Source organism: Sphingomonas paeninsulae (assembly GCF_003660165.1).
Lineage (GTDB): Bacteria > Pseudomonadota > Alphaproteobacteria > Sphingomonadales > Sphingomonadaceae > Sphingomonas_O > Sphingomonas_O paeninsulae.
This window is the reverse complement of the sequence record NZ_CP032829.1, coordinates 1,899,160-1,919,831: the sequence shown is the minus strand read 5'-3', so window position 1 is coordinate 1,919,831 and position 20,672 is coordinate 1,899,160. Positions and strand designations below refer to the sequence as shown.

Sequence of the window (20,672 nt, the reverse complement as noted above, 5' to 3'; positions counted from 1 at the left end):
GCATGTCAACTCTGCAGTGCAGAAAGCCGACGGTCTTAACGAAGCGGGAGTCAATTGCCACGCTGTAACCGCATGATCGCGGCGTCCAGCGCCGACAGAAATCGCGAACGGTCGGTCTTTGAAAATGGTGCGGGGCCGCCGATGATGTCGCCGCCTGCGCGCAGATCGGCCATGATCGCGCGGGTCGCAATGGCACCACCGATCGAATTGCCGGTGAAGGGCTTGCCCGTGTTGGACAGCACCGTCGCACCCGCTTTGATACAGCGGTCGGCGAGTAATATGTCCGCTGTAACCACAACGGATTTGGCATTGGTCTGTTCGGCGATCCAGTCGTCCGCCGCATCGAACCCGTCGCTGACCACGACGCGTTCGATGAGCGGATGGACAGGCACCCGAAAGTGACTGTTCGCCACGATGACGACCGGCACATTCAGCCGGTACGCCACCTTGTAGATTTTGTCTTTAACCGGACACGCGTCGGCATCCACAAGGATACGGACGATGCCGGTCATCAACTAAACCTTACCGACTATGCTCAGCGACCCTGGGTTGGTCGAGCACGGAAAGGAGGCTTGCCACCGGGACGACCGCCGGGTCCGCCACGGTTTGGACCGCCGCGATTCTGGCCGCTGCGATCGGGACCGCCATGATTCGAAGAAGACGGACCACCGCGACGATGACTGCGATCTGCTTCCGGTGGAGCGCCTGTGTGCGCTTCGATACGGATGCCATCCTCGCCATCGGGATCGCCCGTACCTTCGCTGCGCTTCAACGCGTCCTTGAAACGGGCAGCAGCGGCGCGGGGAATCTGAAACAGGGTTTCAGTCGCGTCGATGCGGATTGCGCCGATTTCGGTACGCGTGATGTGACCGCGACGGCAGATCAGCGGCAGCAACCAGCGTGGATCGGCGTTCTGGCGACGACCGACATCCATGCGGAACCACACGGTATCCTCAAAGCCCTGACGTGGACCCTGCTCGCGTGTGTCTTCGCGCGGGCCGCGTGCCGTTGCATCGAGCATTTCCTCGACGATCGGCATTTTCGCACGGTGGACCTGAACGAGTGCGGCCGCGATGTCCTCGGGGTGCGTTCGGCCATCAGGCGCGCTGCCAATGCCTTGTCTTCTTCGTCCGCTTCGACGGGAGCCATCAAGGCAACGAGCAGACGTTCGCGATCGTTGTTGCGAATGTCCGCAGGCGAAGGCGCTGGCGTCCACTCGGCGGTAATTTTGACATCGCGCAGCATCGCTTCGACACGACGACGACGTGGATGCGGAACGATCAGAACGGCCGTGCCCTTCTTACCAGCACGACCTGTACGACCCGAACGATGCTTCAGGGCATCACCATCGCGGGGCAGTTCGACGTGGATGACCAGCGACAGCGTGGGCAAATCGATACCGCGCGCGGCAACGTCGGTGGCGACGCAAACACGCGCGCGACGATCGCGCAGCGACTGAAGCGCATGGTTGCGCTCGTTCTGGCTATGCTCACCCGACAATGCGACGGCGGCAAAGCCACGCTCGATCAGGCTGGCATGAAGGTGACGAACATTGTCGCGGGTCGCGCAGAACAACATAGCCGATTCGGCTTCATAGAAGCGCAACAGGTTAACGACGGCGTGTTCGATATCGGCAGGCGCAACCGTTACGGCGCGATAGCTGATATCGCCGTGACCGCGGTCTTCGCCGACGGTCGAAATGCGGAGCGCGTCGTTCTGGTAACGCTTGGCAAGCGCCACGATAGGCTTGGGCATCGTTGCCGAGAACATGAATGTACGACGCTCTTTCGGCGAAGCGTCGAGAATCTGCTCAAGATCCTCGCGGAAACCCATGTCGAGCATTTCATCGGCTTCATCGAGAACAGCGACTTTCAGCGCGCTGAGGTCGAGAGCGCCACGCTCAAGGTGATCGCGGAGACGACCCGGTGTACCAACGACGATGTGCGCGCCGTGCGAAAGGTTGCGACGCTCTTTCGAAGCATCCATGCCGCCGACGCAGGTTGCGATACGCGCACCGGCCTTGCCATAGAGCCACATGAACTCACGGCTGACCTGCAACGCAAGCTCACGCGTCGGCGCGATCACCAGCGCCAAAGGCTTCAACGTAAACGGAATACGTCCGTTCTCGTCGAGCATCTGGGCGGCCATCGCGATGCCGAAAGCAACGGTTTTGCCGGAGCCGGTCTGCGCGGAAACGATCAGATCGCGTCCATCCGCTTCGGGTTGGAGAACGGCAGCCTGAACGGGAGTCGGTGCGGTATAGCCGTGGTCAAGGAGCGCTTCAGCGAGAAGCGGCGGGAGATTACCAAATTCTGTCATGCCGGCGCGCATAGACGATAATGGCAGCAATGTCGCCCTTTTCCCACTATATCAGTGCCGATTATAAATCGACGCTCTGGACAGCGGCGCTGTTCATATGATTCACAGGCTGTATTTGCCATGGTATTGCGTGGCGAACGGCTCATCAAAAGAAACGCGGGACTTAATGGCACTCAAACTAACATTTTTGGCGTTATCAATGGCTTCCGCCGCACTGGCCGGGGGCATTGCGCAGGCTCAGAACCCGCAGGCCCAGAACGCGCCGGTCAATATCCTGCCCGACACGCTAAAGCCCGCGACAAAGCCCGCTCCGGTCCAGCCGACGTTGGTTCAACCGCCGGTTGTCCCCACATTGCCACCAATCCGCATCCCGCGACTGTCTGCGGCGCAGGAAGCCACGCTGACAAGCTGGCTGGCCGATGTCGCCGCGCCGGGGCTGGCGCGCACCAATCCGGCCGCGACCGCGACACTTACGGGCGACGCGCTCGTTGCAGAGGCACTTGATAGAGCGCGGGCAATCCATGCCGGGCGGCTCGACACAACCGACTTCCTGACGGTGTGGGCGCTGCGTCCGGCGGCTTATGATCCGACGCGGAGCTTTGCCGATGCCGTTGCCGGCAACCAGTTGCAAAGCTGGATCGTCAATCTTGCGCCTCCCTATGCGGGCTATGACGGGCTTCGGCGCGGATTGGTCAACTATCGCGCGATCAAGGATAATGGCGGCTGGCGCGCAATTCCTGCTGGCCCCGCGCTGTCGATGGGGCAAACCGATGCGCGCGTTCTCGCCTTGCGCCAACGTCTTGCGGTTGAGGATCGCGACGTTTCAGTGAAAGGGACAACCTTCGATGCGCCGTTACGCGATGCCGTCCAGCGTGCGCAGCGACGTTATGGGCTGAACCCGACCGGCAGCGCCGGTGCAGAGACGCTCGCCGCGCTGAACGTCGGCGTCGATGACCGGATTGGCGCGATCATGGCGAATATGGAGCGGTGGCGCTGGTTGCCCGCCGAATTGCCGACGCACCGCATTCAGGTGAATATCGCCGCAGCCGTGCTCACGGTATTCGAAGGCGACCGACCGGTGAAGTCGATGCGCGCCGTCACTGGCCGCCCCGGTGACGAGACGCCGATGCTGCAATCGAACATCCGCAGCATCGTCATCAATCCACCGTGGAACGTGCCGACATCGATCGCCACGCGTGAGCTTTGGCCGAAAGAACGTGCGAACAAGGGCTATCTGGCTAAGCATGGTTTCAAGATTATCGGCACACCTGCGACGGGTCAGCGGCTGCAACAGGCCGCCGGAGCGACAAGTGCGCTGGGTCGCCTGAAGTTCGATTTCGACAATTCTTTCTCGGTCTATCTCCACGATACGCCAAGCCGGGCAAAATTCTCGAGCTATAGTCGCCTTGCCAGTCACGGTTGCGTGCGGCTCGAAAAGCCGGTGGAATTGGCCGAACTCGTGCTGAAGGATGATCCGAAGTGGACCGGCGACGCGGTTCAGGCCGCTATTGATGCCGGTCCGACTCAGCGCGTCGCGCTTCCGCAACAGGTGGCCGTCTATCTGCTTTATTGGACTGCATTTGCCAGCGGTAACGGGCAGATGAACTTTCGGGACGATCCCTATGGCTGGGATAAATTACTGGCGAGCAAGATCGAAGCATCAACACGGCGCGCGGCAATGACCGTGGCAGTCCAGGGGGTATCGCAATGATGAAGTTTTCAAAAGTCGCGCGCATCGCTGGTCCGCTGGCATTTGCCGCTCTGCTGGGCCTCGCTGCCTGCTCGAAAGAGCCGAACCACCAGCAGACGGACGAGCCGGGAAATTACGCCGACGATCAAAATACAGGCGAAATTCCGCCCGAGGCGGCCCCGCAGCCTGTCGAAACGTTGCACGAAACTCCTCCCCCTTCCAACGTAGCGGTCGCGGCGCCTGTCGACCATACGACAGAGGATCAGCAGATGCAGGAAGACGCCGATGCGTCGGGCATGACATCGCGTCTGCCCCGTCCGGATCAGACAGCTCCAGCCAATGTGAGTGAGAAGGTTCAATGAGTTTTGCCATGTCGCGCCGGATGATCCCACCATTGCTGGTCGCAGTGGCCGCTACTTTTACATGGTCGGCATCCGGCGACGCACAATATGGCGGAGAAGAAGGCAACCGCCGTCCGCAATCGATCCTGCCCGCACAGTCGACATCCCCTACATACCAGTCGATCGCGGCAGCACCCGATCGCCCTGCCCCCGCGCGGATTTCGGCAAAGATCGCCGAACTCGGTCGCGCTTTCGGTCCCGGCGTCGGCATCTCGGTACGCGACATTCGCGAAGGCTGGTCGACCTCATGGAACGGCGATCGCCTTTGCCCGCAGCAGTCGGTCAGCAAACTTTGGGTCGCCCTTGCCGTTTTCGACGCAATGGACCGCGGCGCGCTTCGGCCCGACGATGCCATGATCGTTACCCGCAACGACCTGACGCTGTTCCACCAGCCCATCCGGGCGCTGGTCGGCGAACAGGGTTATCGCGCGACCGTTTCCGAATTGCTCGAACGCCAGATGACGCAGAGCGACAATACCGCAAACGATATGCTGCTTCGTCGCATCGGTGGTCCCACCGCCATCCGCTCCATGCTGACGCGCCTGCGGATTTCCAATGTACGCTTCGGCCCCGGCGAACGGCTGCTGCAAAGTGGAATTGCCGGCATAACCTGGCGACAGGCTTTCTCGAGCGGCAACGGATTCGAACAGGCTCGCGCTAGCATCCCTCTCGAGAAACGACGTGCGGCGATCGAGGCTTATGCTGAAAACCCGGTCGATGGCGCAGCGCCGAATGCGATTACACTTGCGCTGGCCCGACTGGTTCGCGGCGATCTTCTGACACCGACCGGCACACAGAATTTGCTTGCCCTGATGGAGCGCAGCAAGACCGGCCGCGCGCGCATGAAGGCTGCGATAGAGCCCGACTGGCTGCTCGCCCACAAGACCGGCACCGGGCAGGAATTGGGCGGTGTCGTCGCGGGCTTCAACGATGTCGGCCTGCTGACTGCGCCAGATGGCCATATCTATGCCGTGGCCGTCATGGTCGCACGCAGTTCGCGACCGATCGCCGAGCGTCAGGCGATCATCGCCAATGTTGCCCGCGCCGTTATCGACGACTGGAAATCGGGTTCGAACGGCCAGTCCAGCCCGCGCTACCGCCGGTAATGGTCTGTTTATTTGGGATTAATGCGAAGTCTGCTATGAGATGAGCATGAATCGACGTCAGTTCACTTCGCTTGCCATCGGCGGGGCCGCGCTAGCCTTCACGCGGCAGGCCTGGGCGACGGGCTCGACACAGGACGTTCTTCTGGCCCGCGCAAAGGCATCGCTGGACCGGCATCACAGCAATTTCGCCTTGCGCGATCGCGTAGGCATCGCCGACTTCTCCCGCCCGTCCCGCGAACTGCGCTTTCATATTGTCGATCTGATGGGTGGGACGGTTTCATCCTATCTGGTCGCTCATGGTCGCGGTTCAGACCCCACTCATACGGGTTGGCTGGAACGGTTTTCGAACGAGCCGAACTCGCTGGCGTCATCATCAGGTGCCTATGTCACCGGAGATTTCTACAATGGCGTGCATGGACAGGCTATGCGGTTGAAGGGGCTGGACCCCGATAATTACAACGCCGAACCGCGCGCCATCGTAATTCATGGCGCACCCTATGTCAGCGAAAACCAGATCAGCACATGGGGTAAAATCGGCCGCAGCGAAGGTTGTTTTGCGGTTGCCGAACATATGTTGCCGCAGGTGATCGGCCTGCTCGGCTCTGGCCGGATGCTTTATTCCGACAAGGTTTAATCCGCCGGATCGTTGCCGGTTTGTTCTGGTAATAAGTTCTATAGATGGCTACGCTACGACTCGATGGCCGACATCGCAGCCCCCGCCCCTCTTCCCGACTCATACACGGCGCCTGTCCGCAAAATTATCCACATCGACATGGACGCGTTTTTCGCTTCGGTCGAACAGCGCGATAACCCGGAGTTACGGGGAAAGCCGGTCGCAGTCGGTGGCAGCAGAGCGCGCGGCGTCGTCGCGGCGGCCAGCTACGAAGCCCGGGTCTTCGGCGTGAAGTCCGCAATGCCCTCGGTCACGGCGGCCCGGCAATGCCCCAACCTCATCTTCGTCCCGCCCCGTTTCGAAGCATACCGCATAGTGTCGCAACAGATCCGTGAGATTTTCGCCGAATACACCGATCTTATCGAGCCCCTTTCCCTCGACGAAGCCTATCTCGATGTAAGTGAAGACCGACGCTGCGTCGGATCGGCCCGAGTGACGGCACAGCAGATACGCGCGCGCATTTTCGAAATGACCGGGCTGACCGCGTCGGCTGGCGTTTCCTATAATAAGTTCATTGCAAAGCTCGCGTCAGACCAAAACAAACCCGATGGAATGTGCGTCATCCCGCCGCAAAGCGGGGCCGCGTTTGTGGCCAGTCTGCCGGTTCGCCGCTTTCACGGTGTCGGGCCGGTCACCGCCGCCAAAATGGAGCGCCTCGGCATCCTCACCGGTGCCGATCTGTGCGCACAGTCTCTCGAATATCTTCAAGCTCATTTCGGCAGCAGTGCATCCTATTTGTTCAACGCAGCGCGCGGCCGCGACGACCGCCCTGTCCGCTCACATCGTGCTACCAAATCGGTGGGTGCAGAGCGGACGTTCGAAACCGACATCACCGATCGCGATGCATTGATGGCGGCTCTTGATCACGTGGCAGAGGCGGCCTGGACACGTATCGAACGCCATGGTGTGTGCGGGCGAACGGTGACGCTGAAGGTCCGCTTTTCCGACTTCCACACGATTACGCGAGCTAGATCGACGTTGGTGGCACCCGACATACCAACCAGTTTTCGCGACGCTGGCGTTGCGCTATTGGAAACGATGCTTCCCACGACCAGGGGTATCCGCCTGCTCGGCCTCACATTGTCGGGGATCGAACAGAGCGAAGCTGAGGCAGAATCCCGTCAGCCAGCCCTTCCGCTTTAGCCGCTGGACCCGGACGAGAACCATCCGCTACACGTCCGCAAACCTCTCGACAGTCAGGATATAATCGATGACGCGAACGATTAATGGGCACGCAGTCAACCCGATCGGTCTTGGCTGTATGTCACTGTCCTGGGCCTATGGCATACCGCCGAGTCCCGAAGATGGCGCGATCTTACTGAACCGTGCGCTCGACATTGGCTATAACCACCTCGACACCGCCCGCATCTATGGCGTCGGCAAGAACGAAACGCTGATCGGCGAAGCTTTGAAGGGGCGGCGCAAGGAATTCTTTCTCGCATCGAAAACCGGTATCATCGTTGATGGGGAAAAGCGGAGGATCGACTGTCGACCAGCAACAATCCGTGCTGCGTTGGAAGAGAGCCTGAAACTTCTCCAAACCGATCACATCGATCTTTATTACCTCCACCGCCGCGATTTCAACACGCCGATCGAGGATTCAATCGGTGAACTCGCAGATGCGGTAAAGGCCGGAAAAATCGGCAGCATCGGCCTGTCAGAAATGTCCGCCGACACTCTGCGCAAAGCATCCGCCGTCCATCCGATTGCCGCGATGCAGACTGAATATTCGCCACAAACCCGCAATCCCGAAATCGCTGTTCTGGAAGCCTGCCGCGAACTCGGTACGACGTTCGTGGCGTTCTCGCCTGTCGGGCGCGGTTCGCTATGCGGCGTGTTGCGGGATCCGACAACTCTGCCCGACGGCGATTTGCGCAAGACTTGGCCACGCTTCACCGCTGAAAACTGGAAGTACAATCTGGCGCTGATCGACGCTTTTGCGCTGATTGCCGCCGATATTGGCGCGACGTCAGCCCAACTCGCGCTGGGCTGGGTTCTTGCAAAGGGTGACCACATCGTGACCATTCCGGGAACGGCATCGATTGCGCACCTCGAAGAAAACATCGCGCGGCACGACTGGCAACCCGATGCCGAAACGATCGCGCGGGTCGATGCTCTGATCAATCAGGATAGTGTCGCCGGATCACGCTATCCCACGGCCCAGCAACAGACGATCGATACCGAAGAATTCGCCTGATCAGTAAACCACGACGCTCCTGATGCTCTCGCCCGAGTGCATCAGGTCGAAACCCTTGTTGATTTCTTCCAGGGTCAGGACGTGGGTAATCATCGGGTCAATCTCGATCTTGCCGTTCATGTACCAGTCGACGATTTTGGGGACGTCGGTCCGCCCCTTGGCTCCGCCGAAGGCCGTGCCGCGCCAGTTACGGCCGGTGACAAGCTGGAACGGACGTGTGCTGATTTCCTTGCCCGCCTCTGCCACGCCGATGACGATGCTCGTTCCCCAGCCACGGTGACAGGCTTCCAGCGCCTGACGCATCACCGTCGTGTTGCCTGTGCAATCAAACGTATAGTCAGCACCACCATCGGTCAGAGCGACAAGGTGTGCGACAATATCACTGACGTCCTTTGGATTGACGAAGTGGGTCATACCGAACTTGCGGCCCCATTCCTCGCGGTCGGGGTTAATATCGACACCGATGATCATGCCTGCGCCCGCCAGCCGTGCGCCCTGCAATACATTCAGGCCGATGCCGCCAAGGCCGAATACAATCACATTGTCGCCGACCTGAACCTTTGCGGTGTTGACCACAGCGCCCACGCCCGTCGTGACACCGCATCCGATGTAGCAACTCGTCTTGAACGGCGCATCGGTGCGGATCTTGGCGACCGCGATCTCCGGTAACACGGTGAAGTTCGAGAAGGTCGAACAGCCCATATAATGAAAGATCGACTGGCCTTTGTAGCTGAACCGACTGGTACCGTCTGGCATCACGCCTTTCCCTTGCGTCGCGCGGATCGCGGTACACAGGTTGGTTTTACCCGACAGGCATGATTTACACTGGCGACATTCGGGCGTGTAGAGCGGGATGACGTGATCGCCGACAGCAACGCTCGTCACGCCCGCGCCGATCTCACGCACAATGCCTGCGCCTTCGTGCCCGAGGATCGACGGAAAGATGCCCTCGCTGTCCAGACCGTCGAGCGTATAGGCATCGGTATGGCAAATGCCGGTCGCCATGATCTCGACCAGCACTTCCCCCGCGCGTGGCCCATCCAGATCGACCTCGACAATCTCGAGCGGCTTTTTGGCTTCAAAGGCGACTGCGGCGCGCGTCTTCATTGGCTTCGAACTCCTGGGGAAGAGCTTTCATAGGACGTTCGAATCGACCCATGTCAATCGGAAGCAGTCCAATGCCGAACAAATCGCGCGGGATAGCGGGCGGGACCGAACTTGGGTGTTAGAACGGGACACCGTGCTCAAAGCTGCCACTTATAGCGCGACAAAGGCGCTATTAAACCGCTGCCATGGAATCTAAAGACATTCCTGCAATTAACGGATGCTCTGATCTGGCGATGTGCTGTCAGATGCGTGGACTAAGTATCTATGAGGACGTCGCTCCATGACCGATGATACTGTGGCGACTTTCCCGCCCGTCGGAGCACGTCCGGCGACATTGCCTTCCGCGCTGCCACAGGAAACGGCGCAGAAACCGACAATGACAAAGGAGAATCGCTGGGGTTTGCTGATACTCGCAATCGGCGCGGCCATGCTGATCCTGCCAACGCTGCAGGGGATCGCACAGGTATCCTGGTCGACAGAACAGGGTGCGCATGGGCCGATTGTACTCGCGATTGCAATCTGGTTGTTTGCCCGTCGCTGGCCGGTCATTCGCGCGAATGCCGAACCCGGATCAGCAATTTGGGGCAGTTTGGCCTTCGCGGTAATGCTGCTGGCCTACACCGTAGCCAAGATCGTCGGCAGTATCGTCCTCGAAAGTGCGGCGATGTACGGCGCGCTCGTAGCCGCACTATACCTTTTCGTCGGTTTTCGAGCGATGCGCGAAGCCTGGTTCCCGATCGCCTATTTCCTGTTCGTCCTGCCCCCGCCGGGCAGCGTGGTTGCGGCCGCAACACAGCCCCTGCGCTTACAGATATCCGAATATGCGGTCGCTTTTCTGTCGCTATTCGGCTATCCGGTGGCACGATCGGGGCTGATGATTTATGTCAGCCAATACATTCTTGAAGTAAAAGCTGCGTGTGGTGGTCTCAATTCAATGATCAGCCTCAGCGCCATTGGTTTATTTTATGCCTATATCCGGCACAACAGCAATATCAGGTATTGCCTGTTGTTTTTCATGGTCATCATCTTCATGGCAATAGTGGCAAACTTTGCCCGCGTGTTGATTCTGATCTTAATCACTTATTATCTGGGCAACGGTGCCGCACAAGGATTTTTGCACCAATTCGCAGGCATGACAATGTTCACTGTCGCGATGGTCGGAATTCTCTTGTTCGATGGTGCCGCCGGCCCCATTCGTCGAGCATTGGCGACCAAAGCATGACCAGTGAAATAAAGTCAGGCCGCGGCCCAATCCTGACCCGACGCGCCATTCTCGTCGGTGGCGCAATGGCGATCACGGCGGTGGGCGCTTATGCGGCAACCCCCCGCCGGGCGGAACATCGTTTGGCAAAGCAGAAGTTGGGCGCGCTGATCGCAACCGAGATTGGACCGTGGCGCTATACATCGCCCGCCGGCGTCATCGTCGCGCGCGAGGATGAGGGCGAACCTGTCGATGGCTATGATCAGGTATTGACGCGCGTTTATGATGCGCCCGGTTTGCCGTCGATCATGCTGTTACTTGCCTATGGCAGTACTCAGGGCGGAAGCTTACAGCTTCACCGACCTGAGACCTGCTATCCGGGGCAAGGTTTCAAGCTGTCCGACTTTACCGAGCTGAATTTCGAGTTTTTCCGGGGTCAGGAAGTTCATGCGCGGCGTTTTACGGCGAGCCGCGACGATCGCATTGAACGGATCGTTTACTGGACCCGGATATCACGCAGCTTCCCGCGCAACACCGCTGAAGAATATGCGGCGATCTTCGCCGGCGTGTTTAGCGGCGTAATTCCCGATGGATTGCTCGTCCGCATTTCTACACTGGGTGGCGATATTCCAGCGAGCGATACCGCCATTGCTAAGTTTGCCAGCGAAATGGTGCAGTCTGCATCTGCAGCCGGCCGTACGATCCTGCTCGGATAAGTTAGCGCGGCGGAAAGTTCGGGAACGGACGCAGAATGTAAAATATGAAGGCCAAGGTCGCGCCGATCACCAGAACCGCGCCGATCGTCCAGCCCGCGTTCCCGAGATAATTGGCCAGCGCACAACCGACCGCCGCCACAAGATACTGCCATAAATGATCGTCGGGAGTTGTCTCACCAACCGACCGCTGAAGAAACAGCACGATCAACCCGGCAAAGATTGCAATCGAAAGAAAATCGAAAACCGTTGACATGACCACTCCGCCATAAGGCATCGCAACGTCGCGACACTAAAATCAGCCGTTCAGGGCATCCCCAAACGAAGAAGGGCACGGTCTCTATGGAGACCGTGCCCTTCTTGTAATCGACTATCGCAAATTAAGCGACAGCGAGCTTTGCGCTGCGGCGACGTGAACGAAGCTGAGCACCGGCAAGGCCGAAGCCGAGGATCATCATGCCCCATGTTGCAGGCTCTGGAGCCGCAGTTACGAGATTATCGATTTCAAACGCCGCCTGCGTCGAACCGAATACAGCCTTTACGATCGCCGAGCCACCGCCCATGTCATAAGTAACCCGACCGGACAGACCGAAGTTCGGGCTGCCGCCCGGATCCGTCTGACCGATGATCCCGGCACCATTAAGAATCTGGCTCGTGCCATTAGCAAATGTCAGCGTTACCGAATTGTAGCGATCCAACGACCCTAAAACGAACGAGAATACCTGAGCCGGGGCAAAAGACACGGTATATGTGCCGCCCGCTATCGACAGATATTTATTGGTCGAGCTTGGATCCGGAGCAAGGAACTGATTCGGAACTGAACCTTGTTCAACGCTTACGTTGCCGGTCTTTGAACTTGGGTTGGCACCCGTAGTCCCGGGAAATTGATGACCGGCAGCAAAACTTTCAAAGTTCTGGATGGTAGTCGAACCCGTCACATAAGAAGGGAGCGTAAATGTATTGGCCGTGAAGATGATCGTTGGGACCGTCGTCGCCTGAGCAGGAGCGACGGCTGCAGCAGCTACGACCACCGCTGATAAGAGATAATTCCGCATCGTCTAAAACCCCTAATTTCCGCCTCAGCGGAGATAAATCACACGGCACTCCACAGAAGCAGAGCATCATTCGAACGCCTAATAGACCCTCAATTACTTTTTCTTTTCGACCTTGATTCGTGGAGTAACAGAAAATTAACGCTTGAGTCTACGAAAGTTTGCCTTGGTCCCAATATGAAACAGGTCGCCCGACAGGGGAAATTTCCCAACGTTATCAGGGAACAAACTCAATGCTGCACCGCGAGTGTCGGCCCCCGGTAAATGGCTGATTTCGGCGATCCGGGCGGGGGCAAACCCCGCGAAGTCAAAACCTCGCCGGCAACCACCATGCTACCAAATTAATACAGCCAATTGGTCCATTTTGCCATTGGCGCCCAAACCTTATCGACTTTGCGCAGCGCATATGTGCTGCCTTCGTGCCCAGCCATCACGGAAATGAACGCGGCATCGCGAATCACAATTGGCTTCGACAGCGTGTAAATCGGTCCACATGACCGATCGAAACGATTGAAAATCCACCACCGAACGCGCGCTCTTGGTACATCGGCGTCACCTTTCAGCGAAGTCGGCGCATCGCTTGGTATGAATGCCACTTCTCGGGCAAGAGCATTCAGGTGCAATTGGAGCAGCACCGGCAAAACGTTTTCAGCCGCACCATATTCCGGCAATTCAACATGCTCGCCGCGAAATTCGGCAGCAACGAGCTGGCGATTGGTCACGTCTCTCCCTGTTCTGAGCGGACCGGGTTCATGCCATGCCAGCGGGCGGCGTGCCGGATCAGGCGCAGTCAGCATCGTTCGGAAGATCGCGAGCGGCTCTCCCTGAGTCGTACTGTCTACGCAGATCGTCTCGCCATTCGAGGTCAGTGTTTTCAGGAGCGCGTGTGACACTTGTTCCGCATCGCCTTGCGCGGGTAACGACGCGCCACACGATGTCAGTAGGAGCATCCCAGCGATCGATGCGGCCCGCGTTATTTCGATCACGGAGTGCTGTTTTAATATTCTCATCGCTGTGAACTCTAGATCGCAACCGGCATTCTTCAAGTACCGATTTGGCACAAGACTTAGCTTCTGCGTCGCCAGTATGTGGTTTTTCCGCGATACGGCGTTTGCCATGTGCGTTCTATCGCGTATTAGGTTGTCAATTAGGAGCAGATGCAACCGTGGCGACTCAAGCTAATTTTGTGATTGATAATCACCGTCGGCAGCGGATGATCGCCCTCGGTTTGTCGGGCGTCGCACTGGTTTTGTCTCTTGCTCCGCGTAACGAGCGCGCTCTGTTCATTACACCCGGCGACATCAAGGCATTCAGCGCCGCCGTGCCAACCGATGTTCCTGGCTTCTTCCCGATAAATTTCATTGTCGATCGAACGCCTTCTGCATTCGCGTCGCCACGGTCGTCCAATCCCGCTTTCGGGCCGGCAGCAGCCGCGCCTCCGGGCGTAATAGCGCCCGATCCTGCCTTTGCCGGAATCGGCGCTCCCGATAATGCACCGGCTGCGATTTCTTCAAATTCACTGCCTGCCGATTCTTCGGGCGGCAGCGGATTTCCATTTTCTCCACCCGGGATCAACCCACTCGCAACTGGCCCATCCGCGCCAATCGGTCAGACAAGTTCCACCACTGGCGGAACGACGACCGGCGGGACCACAACCGGTGGAACGAATACATCCACAAGCGGCGGAATAGTTCCGGCTGTTCCTGAACCGGCAACCTGGTCGATGTTGATTGTCGGATTTCTTTTCGCTGGCGCAACTCTGCGGCGGCGTCAGTTCAGTTTCAGTCGACTGCCCTTGAAAGAGACTGAATCCAACTGAGCCAGTGCGCTTTGGCCGAGAAGCGAGACTTTCAAATTATCGCGCATGATTACGGCATCGACGCCTTTCATTGATTGGCCCGCCACCGACATATCCTCGATCCGTGCACGCTGCATCGATGATGCCCCCGCTGCGGTTTCGACATGGACATGTGATGATGAAGCGCCGACCCCTGTTCGGGCGGCATCGCTGGCGTTCAGAACGACGAGGCTTGCGCCGGTATCGATAACGAAATGCACACGCTCCCCGTTCACACGGGCGTCCACATAGAACAGACCATCACTGGCCTGTCGAACGACCGTTGAGCCTGACACCGTAGAGCTTGGGGCCGTTGCGAATGGAGCAATAGATGTCTGAACTTCGGGCTGCGTCACAGCTTGCCCCAATCCACGATCTGAATCGATCGGCGAGGCGGAAGCGATGAATCGTTCGATCATCGCCTCGGGCGCAGATCCCGCGGTGGTAACCGCCAGAATCGCCGAAAGTAATGTGACGCGAAGCATATGACCGGGTTAGTCCCCGGACGTTAAAGCTATCCTAACGCGGCCGTAAATTCATTAACTGGTCTGAAACGACTTTCGCGCCACGCGGAGGCGCGAAACCCGACGCCGCTGCAAAAGTCCCACCACTGCGGCCAGCAACGCGCCGAAACCAAGCTGAAACGCCGTCAGCAGATACGGCCAGCGCATCGTCGCTGCGTCAGCGAAGAGGACGAAGTGGGGGTTTTCGACACGATAACCGGCGTAGCGAAACAGTCGGACCAGAGCGCCCGGCAAGCCGTTTTGCTTCAGAATGCCCGTCATAGAAGCCATGCCGGAACGATCAGCGTCGTTGACCGGGGGCAATTGCACGAAAAACTGAAGATCTTTCGCCTGGTCACCCGGCGGCACGATCGGCGCATATCGCGAATTGCGGCGGGTCACGATCAGATCTTCGTCAAACCCAGCGGTGCGCTCATATATTATCTGTCCGGATAGGACTGTCTGCCCCTCATGCGGGAGCGCGCCAAGCGACTGGCTGAGCGCAATTTGCTGAACGGGACCCGATCCGTTTGGCAAAAACAAACTCGCCACCAGCACAACCAGACATGCGATTGCCAGGCCGACAGCAACACCGAAAATTGCGCGCATAAAGATTTTTGCCGACCGCACCGTGACAAAGCCGTCACGCGAGACTGATGATCTTTTCCGGGGACGAAAGAAAAGCAGAAAGCCCGGCAAGCCGCACAAAAAGACAAGCAGTACGTAATTGAACGTCGGATAGTGTCGACCGATGGCATTATATTGCCATTCGCTAAACACAGCCATCACACCAGTATAGTGCGAAGCCTCCCAGAGAAGCACGATCGAAACCACCGCGATCCAGATGGAAAACACGGTAAATTTGGCAAGCTCACCTCTGCGTTGCCGGCTGCGGTTCATCATCATATTCTCCAACCCCGGTCCCCGTTTTCTTTCCCGGCGAAACGGCTAAACTTTTTGGTGAGGTTCACTCGGAAATTTGTCAAGCATCCACGGCCCCTATCGCCTTGAAATCCCGAAAAGGGCCGGATTCCCGGAAAGGGAACTCTCTTGTATTTCGCAGGGGTTCGTTTCATCGCAAGGCACTGATAAAGGCGCGCCATATTCGACGCAGACGACCTGACAGGAGGAGGCATAATGCTCAAGACCCCTAAAGATAAGTCAAACGACACCGTTGGCCGCAGAGTACTGTGGATGGCAGGCATTTCGCTGATTGCCCTTGCCACACTGGCCGGCTGTGAGAAAAAAACTGGCGGGCAAGTCGTTGCCGTTGTGAATTCCGAAGAAATCACACAACAGGAACTTCGCGCTGAAGCCGAAGCGAATGGTGCTCCGGCGGGCACGGATTTTCAGAAAATTGCGCCCGCAATGCTCGATCGCGTCATTCAGCGTAATTTGCTGGCCGATTATGCCCGCAAACAGGGGCTTGATCGCGGCCCCGATTATGTGGCTCGCCGTCGCCAGCTTGAACAGTCGTTACTGGCGACTCTGGCATTGCGCAAACTGGCTGGTACGCCAACTACTCCCACGCCAGCGGACGTGCAGAAGTTCATCGCTGACAACCCGACGCTCTTTGCCGGTCGTGAGAAGTTAACGCTGGATCAGGTCGGATTCCCGACTCCCCCCGATCCGAAGCAGATAAAGGCACTGGCCGCGCTCGGATCGATCTCGGCTGTGGAGACAAAATTAAAGGCCGACGGGACACCGGCAAAGCGCGGTAACGCGATACTGGATACGGGAACTGTGGACCCGTCTGTTGCGGTGCAGATGACGAAACTGGCTAACGGCGCTCTGTTTGATCTGTCGACTGGCGGCATCACCTATATCAGCGCGATTACCGGTCGAACGGCTGCCGTTACACCTGCCGACACCTGGACTGCGCCTGCAACCGAAGCGCTAAATCGCCAGCGTATGAACAAGACGGTTACCGATGCGATTGCCAATCTGCGTAAGTCGGCAAAAATCGATTATGACGCCGCCTACAAACCCGTCGCCGGCAAATAGAGTTCGTCAGCCGGTTACGGTGGCACCGTAACCGGCTGAAGTTTCCGAAATAAAAGTCAGCGCATTATCGTCACGCACGGCGATTGGCCGGTAGGCCCTCCGGCCGCTCTTAAAAGTGTCGTTCGCCGATACGGATGGTGTCGCCTGCACGAATGATGACGGGGCCGCTCGACTTCACGATAAGCAGCTTTTCCTCCGTATCATTGGCCCGCTTCAGATAAGCCCGCTTCAGGTTTGCGCGGTATGTGTATCCGCCCGCCGACGCCACAGCCTGTTGCAACGTCAATCCGGTCGATACCGGATATTCGCCCGGACGGTTCACTTCGCCAAGGATATAGAATGGGCGGAATGATATGACCTGGATGTTCACGCGCGGGTTGTTGACATAGCCGTCGGCCAGAGCGGCGGCGAGCGCGACCTGAACCTGCTCGACCGTCTTGTCGGTCACTTTCATGTTACCGACCAGCGGGAAGCTCAAGTTGCCGCCGCTGGTGATGACATATTCACCGGTCAGCGTTTCCTCGCCGAACACGATGACGCGAACCTTGTCGCCCGGTGCCAGCGTGTATTCGTTGTCGGTCGCGACAGCCGCTGTAGCGGATGAGGGCGAAGCAACTTGGGGCGACGACGCTGATGCTGCGCATGCTGACGGGATCAACAGTGACAACATCATGATCGATGTGACTAACGATCTTGACATGTTCTTTCGACCTCCGAAAACTTATTAGGCGTAAAACCTGCTGTCCGTCCGTTAGCTTTCACCAACGGCGGCGGCAAGGACTAGTATAATGACCAATGATGAACCCGCGCTAAATTAGCCGGGCGTCGATCGGCTTGCGAAACAACACACCGAAATTATCGCTAAACCTTCGCCCGCGCAGTGATTTTCCGACCAGCGGCAAATCCTGCCAGCGCAGCGAAAGCAGCTTCGGTACCATTCCCGTGGCGGTGTAGAAGAACCGCTCGCATTTAAGGCCCGCTTCGTTTCCGATCCGGGCAAAATCCACCTCTCCCATCGGTGTGATGTGCGCGGGGTAATTGCTGTCGTCGAATTGCGCGTGATGGCCCCGCGCCGCAAATGTGACGATCGAACGGATACTGCCCGTGTTGGGTGTCGACATGATTGCGACGCCGCCTGGCGTCAGCAATCGCGCGATTTCCCTGATCATGTGGCGCGGATTTTCGAGATGCTCGATGACTTCGACAGCAAACACCATCTCGAAACTGGCCGCGGCGATCGGCGCTTCGTGGTTAAGATCGCCGCGGTGCCAGGTTACATATTCCGGCAAGTCGGCGGGTCGTTCCATGATATCGGCCGCGTGAAGTTTCGCCCCCGGAAAATGATCGGCAAGGACCGGCAGCAACTGGCCACTACCCGTTCCGAAATCGAGAATAGTCGCCGGCGCGGGATTGGCATCGACCGCAGCCGCGATAACGGCATTGTAAATTGCCGAACTCGAAATCCCACCTGACTGTTTCGCTGCAGCGAGACGTGACTCTTCGATAATCATTGCCCAGTTCCCACTAAAAAACGGCCCCATCCCGGCATGTCGATAACAGCAGAATCCTAATGAATATCATTGACCCAAAACGGGCAGCAGGTCGCATGACAAGCGCAACGCTAGGGTTGTCTCGCGCCGAGCCGGTTTTTCCAACGGCCCGAAACGGTTTTGGCGATCCGCACCGTATCGGAGATCAGCGCCAGAGGCAGCCCGGTCAGCGGCGCATTATCGGGCGTCAACGCAGCAAGCGCGCGACCGTGTTTCGATTGAGACGACAACCAGCGGTCACAATCCAGCGAACTGGCATAGCCCCGCGCAAGCGTCGTATAGGGCGACATATCGTTATAAAGCGCCCGGAACCGCGCCGACCATCCCACCACAGGCTCGTCGCTCGGCCACCATGGTCGAAAACCCTGCGAGTGTATGAAATACGGCAGCCCGGTGCGAAGATGACCGATCCGTTCGGCAACGGTATAACCCGACGTGCCGAAAAACTGGACGATGTCAGGCCCGCGCCGCAGGAACCTGATCGGAATATCTGAAAACCGGCTACTCGAAAGCAGCGCCGTCAGAACTTCCTGATCCCCGGCCAGATGGCTCTCGCGCTCATACCAGGGTGCCGCCTGCGCCGCCCGATATTCCGGGCTTTGCAAAAGGTCATGCCACGCCTCCAGCAGTTCGATGTGGGCAGTCGTCACGCGAATAACGCCGGTGTTGGCCGTGAACGGAAGGGAGCGACCAACCGGCATCCCCCACATGCGGGCGCGCATACCGTCGGGATCGGCACGTCCCCCACTCAGCGCCTCTTCCGTCACGGCGAGCGTTTCGACCGAAAGCTCGGCAAATACGGGGCGGAAATCGCGGGCAATGAGCACGTCCGAGTCAATCCAGAGAACATCGTCCGCACCGGTCCGCAACGCGGTCAGCAACGCCAGCGGCTTGATATCGTATTTCGTCCATACACCATCGAGCGCGCAGGGGTTCAGGCTACAATGCGGAAAGTCGGAAATCCATTTTGCAAAAGACGGCGTGGCATTCGGGCAAAACAGCAACGCACGGATACCGGGAGAACGACGGGTCAGGCTGGCGACGAGAATACGCAACGCCGGCTCGCAACTCGCGCGATCCTCGGCGATGCACACCGTAATGCCCGACAGCATCGAAGCCGAATCATTGCCCATGCGCCAGCACTGCCGCTCGCGTGAACGGGGCGCAAGCACACCGCAGGCGTCACGGTATCACTGTCCCAAATCGGCGCTGTTTTGGGTAACCATAATTTCGGATTTCAGCGTTCGTTGACGGGCGGGGAGCGGTCGGCAATGACGATAATGGCGTTGCGTGGATGGCATCGAGACGAGGATTCGACGCGTGGACCTTTCGATAATCATTCCGACGTTCAACCGGCTTTGGAGTCTGCCCGAAGCGATAGCATCCTGCCCGCGCAGCGATCGTATCGAAATTATTGTGGTCGATGACGGCAGCACCGATGCGACATGGAAATGGCTGTCGACTCAACCGGGAATTACCGCGATCCGCCAGGAGAACTGGGGAAAGGCCGCCGCCGTCAACGCCGGGATCGCCGCTGCTTCGGGAACATATGTAAAATTCCTCGATTCAGACGATCTCCTGATCGGCGATGCGGTCTCGGCACAGCTCGCGTTCGCGCTTAACCATGGACCCGATATTTGCGTGGCGGGCTATCAGGCCTGCTACCTCGATTCCGGCACTCAGGTGCTGCACTCCTGGGAAGACTGCGGCGACTTCCTCGCCCAGCAACTCGGCGAATGCGACAGTTCGCACTATTCGGCCTATCTTTTCCGCCGCGAATTCTTGCAGGATGTCTCTCATCGGCCCGAATTTGCGTTTCGCGACGACAGAATGTTCATTCTGGAATGCGCATTGAAGATGCCGACTGTGCTGGCCTGGGAACAACCGACCCTCATGCACCGGCATCATGGCAAACAGCGTATCCAGTTTCAGCCCGGCTCCACGGCGGTGGTGACGAACTGGCAGGAACTCCAGATGTATCGCAAAATCCTGCGGTTGCTCGATCATCACAAGCTGGCGACGCCACGTCGTAAAGCGGCAATGTCGAACAATATCTGGGCGCTCGCGCTGCGGATCGGTGCCCATAACATCCGCGAGGGAAGCGACGTTATAGCGTGGTTGCACACGATCAATCCGGGATTCGCGATTCCGAGCGGCGGCCAGAACCGGCTTTATCGGTCGATTGGCTATCGTCCGGCGCAATTAATCGTCAACGCCGCGCGGGCCTGCCGCAACGGCTTGCGCAAACTTGGCCTGTTCCAAAGCTAGGGGCGATCTGTCCCCGTCGCCCTTGGAAACATGTCCGAATTTGGTAATCGC

21 protein-coding genes and 1 pseudogene are annotated in these 20,672 nt (G+C 58.3%); 11 read left to right on the top strand and 11 right to left on the bottom strand.

Annotated elements, in window-relative coordinates; translation table 11 throughout:
* Positions 1-50: 50 nt before the first annotated feature.
* Positions 51-512 carry a YaiI/YqxD family protein gene (locus D3Y57_RS14865; protein WP_121153824.1) on the bottom strand — a complete coding sequence of 154 codons (462 nt, stop codon included), beginning with the start codon at positions 510-512 and terminating at the stop codon, positions 51-53.
* A 23-nt stretch (positions 513-535) separates the two neighbouring features.
* Positions 536-2,319, bottom strand: a pseudogene (locus D3Y57_RS14860) (DEAD/DEAH box helicase).
* A 199-nt stretch (positions 2,320-2,518) separates the two neighbouring features.
* On the opposite strand from D3Y57_RS14860, the gene D3Y57_RS14855 reads away from it, so the two are divergent.
* The 6 genes from D3Y57_RS14855 (at position 2,519) to D3Y57_RS14830 (ending at position 8,386) form a co-directional block, all read left to right on the top strand.
* Positions 2,519-4,030 (top strand): L,D-transpeptidase family protein, encoded by a 1,512-nt coding sequence (locus D3Y57_RS14855; RefSeq protein ID WP_121153822.1) that lies wholly within the window; start codon positions 2,519-2,521, stop codon positions 4,028-4,030.
* Positions 4,027-4,371 (top strand): hypothetical protein, encoded by a 345-nt coding sequence (locus D3Y57_RS14850; protein ID WP_239025869.1) that lies wholly within the window; start codon positions 4,027-4,029, stop codon positions 4,369-4,371. Before D3Y57_RS14855 ends, D3Y57_RS14850 begins: the two co-directional genes overlap by 4 nt.
* A complete protein-coding gene (locus tag D3Y57_RS14845; protein ID WP_239025868.1) occupies positions 4,368-5,516 on the top strand; it encodes a serine hydrolase in 1,149 nt (382 codons plus the stop codon). The genes D3Y57_RS14850 and D3Y57_RS14845 overlap by 4 nt, the downstream gene beginning before the upstream one ends.
* 46 nt (positions 5,517-5,562) lie before the next feature.
* Positions 5,563-6,150 carry a murein L,D-transpeptidase catalytic domain family protein gene (locus D3Y57_RS14840; protein ID WP_121156008.1) on the top strand — a complete coding sequence of 196 codons (588 nt, stop codon included), beginning with the start codon at positions 5,563-5,565 and terminating at the stop codon, positions 6,148-6,150.
* A gap of 63 nt (positions 6,151-6,213) precedes the next feature.
* Complete coding sequence (gene dinB / locus D3Y57_RS14835; protein WP_121153820.1) at positions 6,214-7,332, top strand: DNA polymerase IV; 1,119 nt, start codon at positions 6,214-6,216, stop codon at positions 7,330-7,332.
* A gap of 67 nt (positions 7,333-7,399) precedes the next feature.
* On the top strand, positions 7,400-8,386 hold the full coding sequence (locus D3Y57_RS14830) for an aldo/keto reductase (protein ID WP_121153818.1): 987 nt from the start codon (positions 7,400-7,402) through the stop codon (positions 8,384-8,386).
* Here D3Y57_RS14830 and D3Y57_RS14825 read toward each other — a convergent pair whose 3' ends face one another.
* Positions 8,387-9,493, bottom strand: coding sequence for an S-(hydroxymethyl)glutathione dehydrogenase/class III alcohol dehydrogenase (locus tag D3Y57_RS14825; protein WP_121153816.1), 1,107 nt, complete (start codon positions 9,491-9,493; stop codon positions 8,387-8,389).
* Between the two features lie 280 nt (positions 9,494-9,773).
* Here D3Y57_RS14825 and xrtV point away from each other — a divergent pair, with 280 nt between their 5' ends.
* A complete protein-coding gene (xrtV, locus tag D3Y57_RS14820) occupies positions 9,774-10,715 on the top strand; it encodes an exosortase V (protein ID WP_121153814.1) in 942 nt (313 codons plus the stop codon).
* Complete coding sequence (locus tag D3Y57_RS14815; RefSeq protein ID WP_121153812.1) at positions 10,712-11,410, top strand: exosortase C-terminal domain/associated protein EpsI; 699 nt, start codon at positions 10,712-10,714, stop codon at positions 11,408-11,410. Before xrtV ends, D3Y57_RS14815 begins: the two co-directional genes overlap by 4 nt.
* A gap of 1 nt (position 11,411) precedes the next feature.
* Here D3Y57_RS14815 and D3Y57_RS14810 read toward each other — a convergent pair whose 3' ends face one another.
* From D3Y57_RS14810 to D3Y57_RS14800, 3 genes are all read right to left on the bottom strand, one after another.
* Positions 11,412-11,663: an XrtV sorting system accessory protein gene (locus D3Y57_RS14810; protein ID WP_121156007.1), complete on the bottom strand. Its 252-nt coding sequence runs from the start codon at positions 11,661-11,663 to the stop codon at positions 11,412-11,414.
* A gap of 124 nt (positions 11,664-11,787) precedes the next feature.
* Positions 11,788-12,462, bottom strand: a complete 675-nt coding sequence (locus tag D3Y57_RS20955; protein WP_239025867.1) for a PEPxxWA-CTERM sorting domain-containing protein — start codon at positions 12,460-12,462, stop codon at positions 11,788-11,790.
* Between the two features lie 338 nt (positions 12,463-12,800).
* Positions 12,801-13,352: a hypothetical protein gene (locus tag D3Y57_RS14800; RefSeq protein WP_162987150.1), complete on the bottom strand. Its 552-nt coding sequence runs from the start codon at positions 13,350-13,352 to the stop codon at positions 12,801-12,803.
* 272 nt (positions 13,353-13,624) lie between these two features.
* Here D3Y57_RS14800 and D3Y57_RS14795 point away from each other — a divergent pair, with 272 nt between their 5' ends.
* Positions 13,625-14,278, top strand: a complete 654-nt coding sequence (locus tag D3Y57_RS14795; protein ID WP_162987149.1) for a PEPxxWA-CTERM sorting domain-containing protein — start codon at positions 13,625-13,627, stop codon at positions 14,276-14,278.
* Here D3Y57_RS14795 and D3Y57_RS14790 read toward each other — a convergent pair.
* Together D3Y57_RS14790 and D3Y57_RS14785 are read right to left on the bottom strand one after the other, a co-directional pair.
* On the bottom strand, positions 14,230-14,781 hold the full coding sequence (locus D3Y57_RS14790; RefSeq protein ID WP_121153806.1) for a retropepsin-like aspartic protease family protein: 552 nt from the start codon (positions 14,779-14,781) through the stop codon (positions 14,230-14,232). The two genes, D3Y57_RS14795 and D3Y57_RS14790, sit on opposite strands and share 49 nt — an antisense overlap.
* A 54-nt stretch (positions 14,782-14,835) precedes the next feature.
* Positions 14,836-15,705 (bottom strand): hypothetical protein, encoded by an 870-nt coding sequence (locus tag D3Y57_RS14785; RefSeq protein WP_121153804.1) that lies wholly within the window; start codon positions 15,703-15,705, stop codon positions 14,836-14,838.
* Positions 15,706-15,936: 231 nt separating this feature from the next.
* Here D3Y57_RS14785 and D3Y57_RS14780 point away from each other — a divergent pair, with 231 nt between their 5' ends.
* Positions 15,937-16,803 carry a SurA N-terminal domain-containing protein gene (locus tag D3Y57_RS14780; RefSeq protein WP_121153802.1) on the top strand — a complete coding sequence of 289 codons (867 nt, stop codon included), beginning with the start codon at positions 15,937-15,939 and terminating at the stop codon, positions 16,801-16,803.
* A gap of 109 nt (positions 16,804-16,912) precedes the next feature.
* Here D3Y57_RS14780 and D3Y57_RS14775 read toward each other — a convergent pair whose 3' ends face one another.
* The 3 genes from D3Y57_RS14775 to D3Y57_RS14765 all read right to left on the bottom strand — a co-directional run bounded on the left by D3Y57_RS14775 (position 16,913) and on the right by D3Y57_RS14765 (position 19,486).
* A complete protein-coding gene (locus tag D3Y57_RS14775; protein WP_121153800.1) occupies positions 16,913-17,503 on the bottom strand; it encodes a polysaccharide biosynthesis/export family protein in 591 nt (196 codons plus the stop codon).
* 109 nt (positions 17,504-17,612) lie between these two features.
* Positions 17,613-18,314: a class I SAM-dependent methyltransferase gene (locus D3Y57_RS14770; RefSeq protein ID WP_162987148.1), complete on the bottom strand. Its 702-nt coding sequence runs from the start codon at positions 18,312-18,314 to the stop codon at positions 17,613-17,615.
* Between the two features lie 110 nt (positions 18,315-18,424).
* Positions 18,425-19,486 (bottom strand): nucleotide-diphospho-sugar transferase, encoded by a 1,062-nt coding sequence (locus D3Y57_RS14765; protein WP_121153796.1) that lies wholly within the window; start codon positions 19,484-19,486, stop codon positions 18,425-18,427.
* A gap of 187 nt (positions 19,487-19,673) precedes the next feature.
* On the opposite strand from D3Y57_RS14765, the gene D3Y57_RS14760 reads away from it, so the two are divergent.
* Complete coding sequence (locus D3Y57_RS14760) at positions 19,674-20,621, top strand: glycosyltransferase family 2 protein (protein ID WP_162987147.1); 948 nt, start codon at positions 19,674-19,676, stop codon at positions 20,619-20,621.
* Positions 20,622-20,672: the final 51 nt, after the last annotated feature.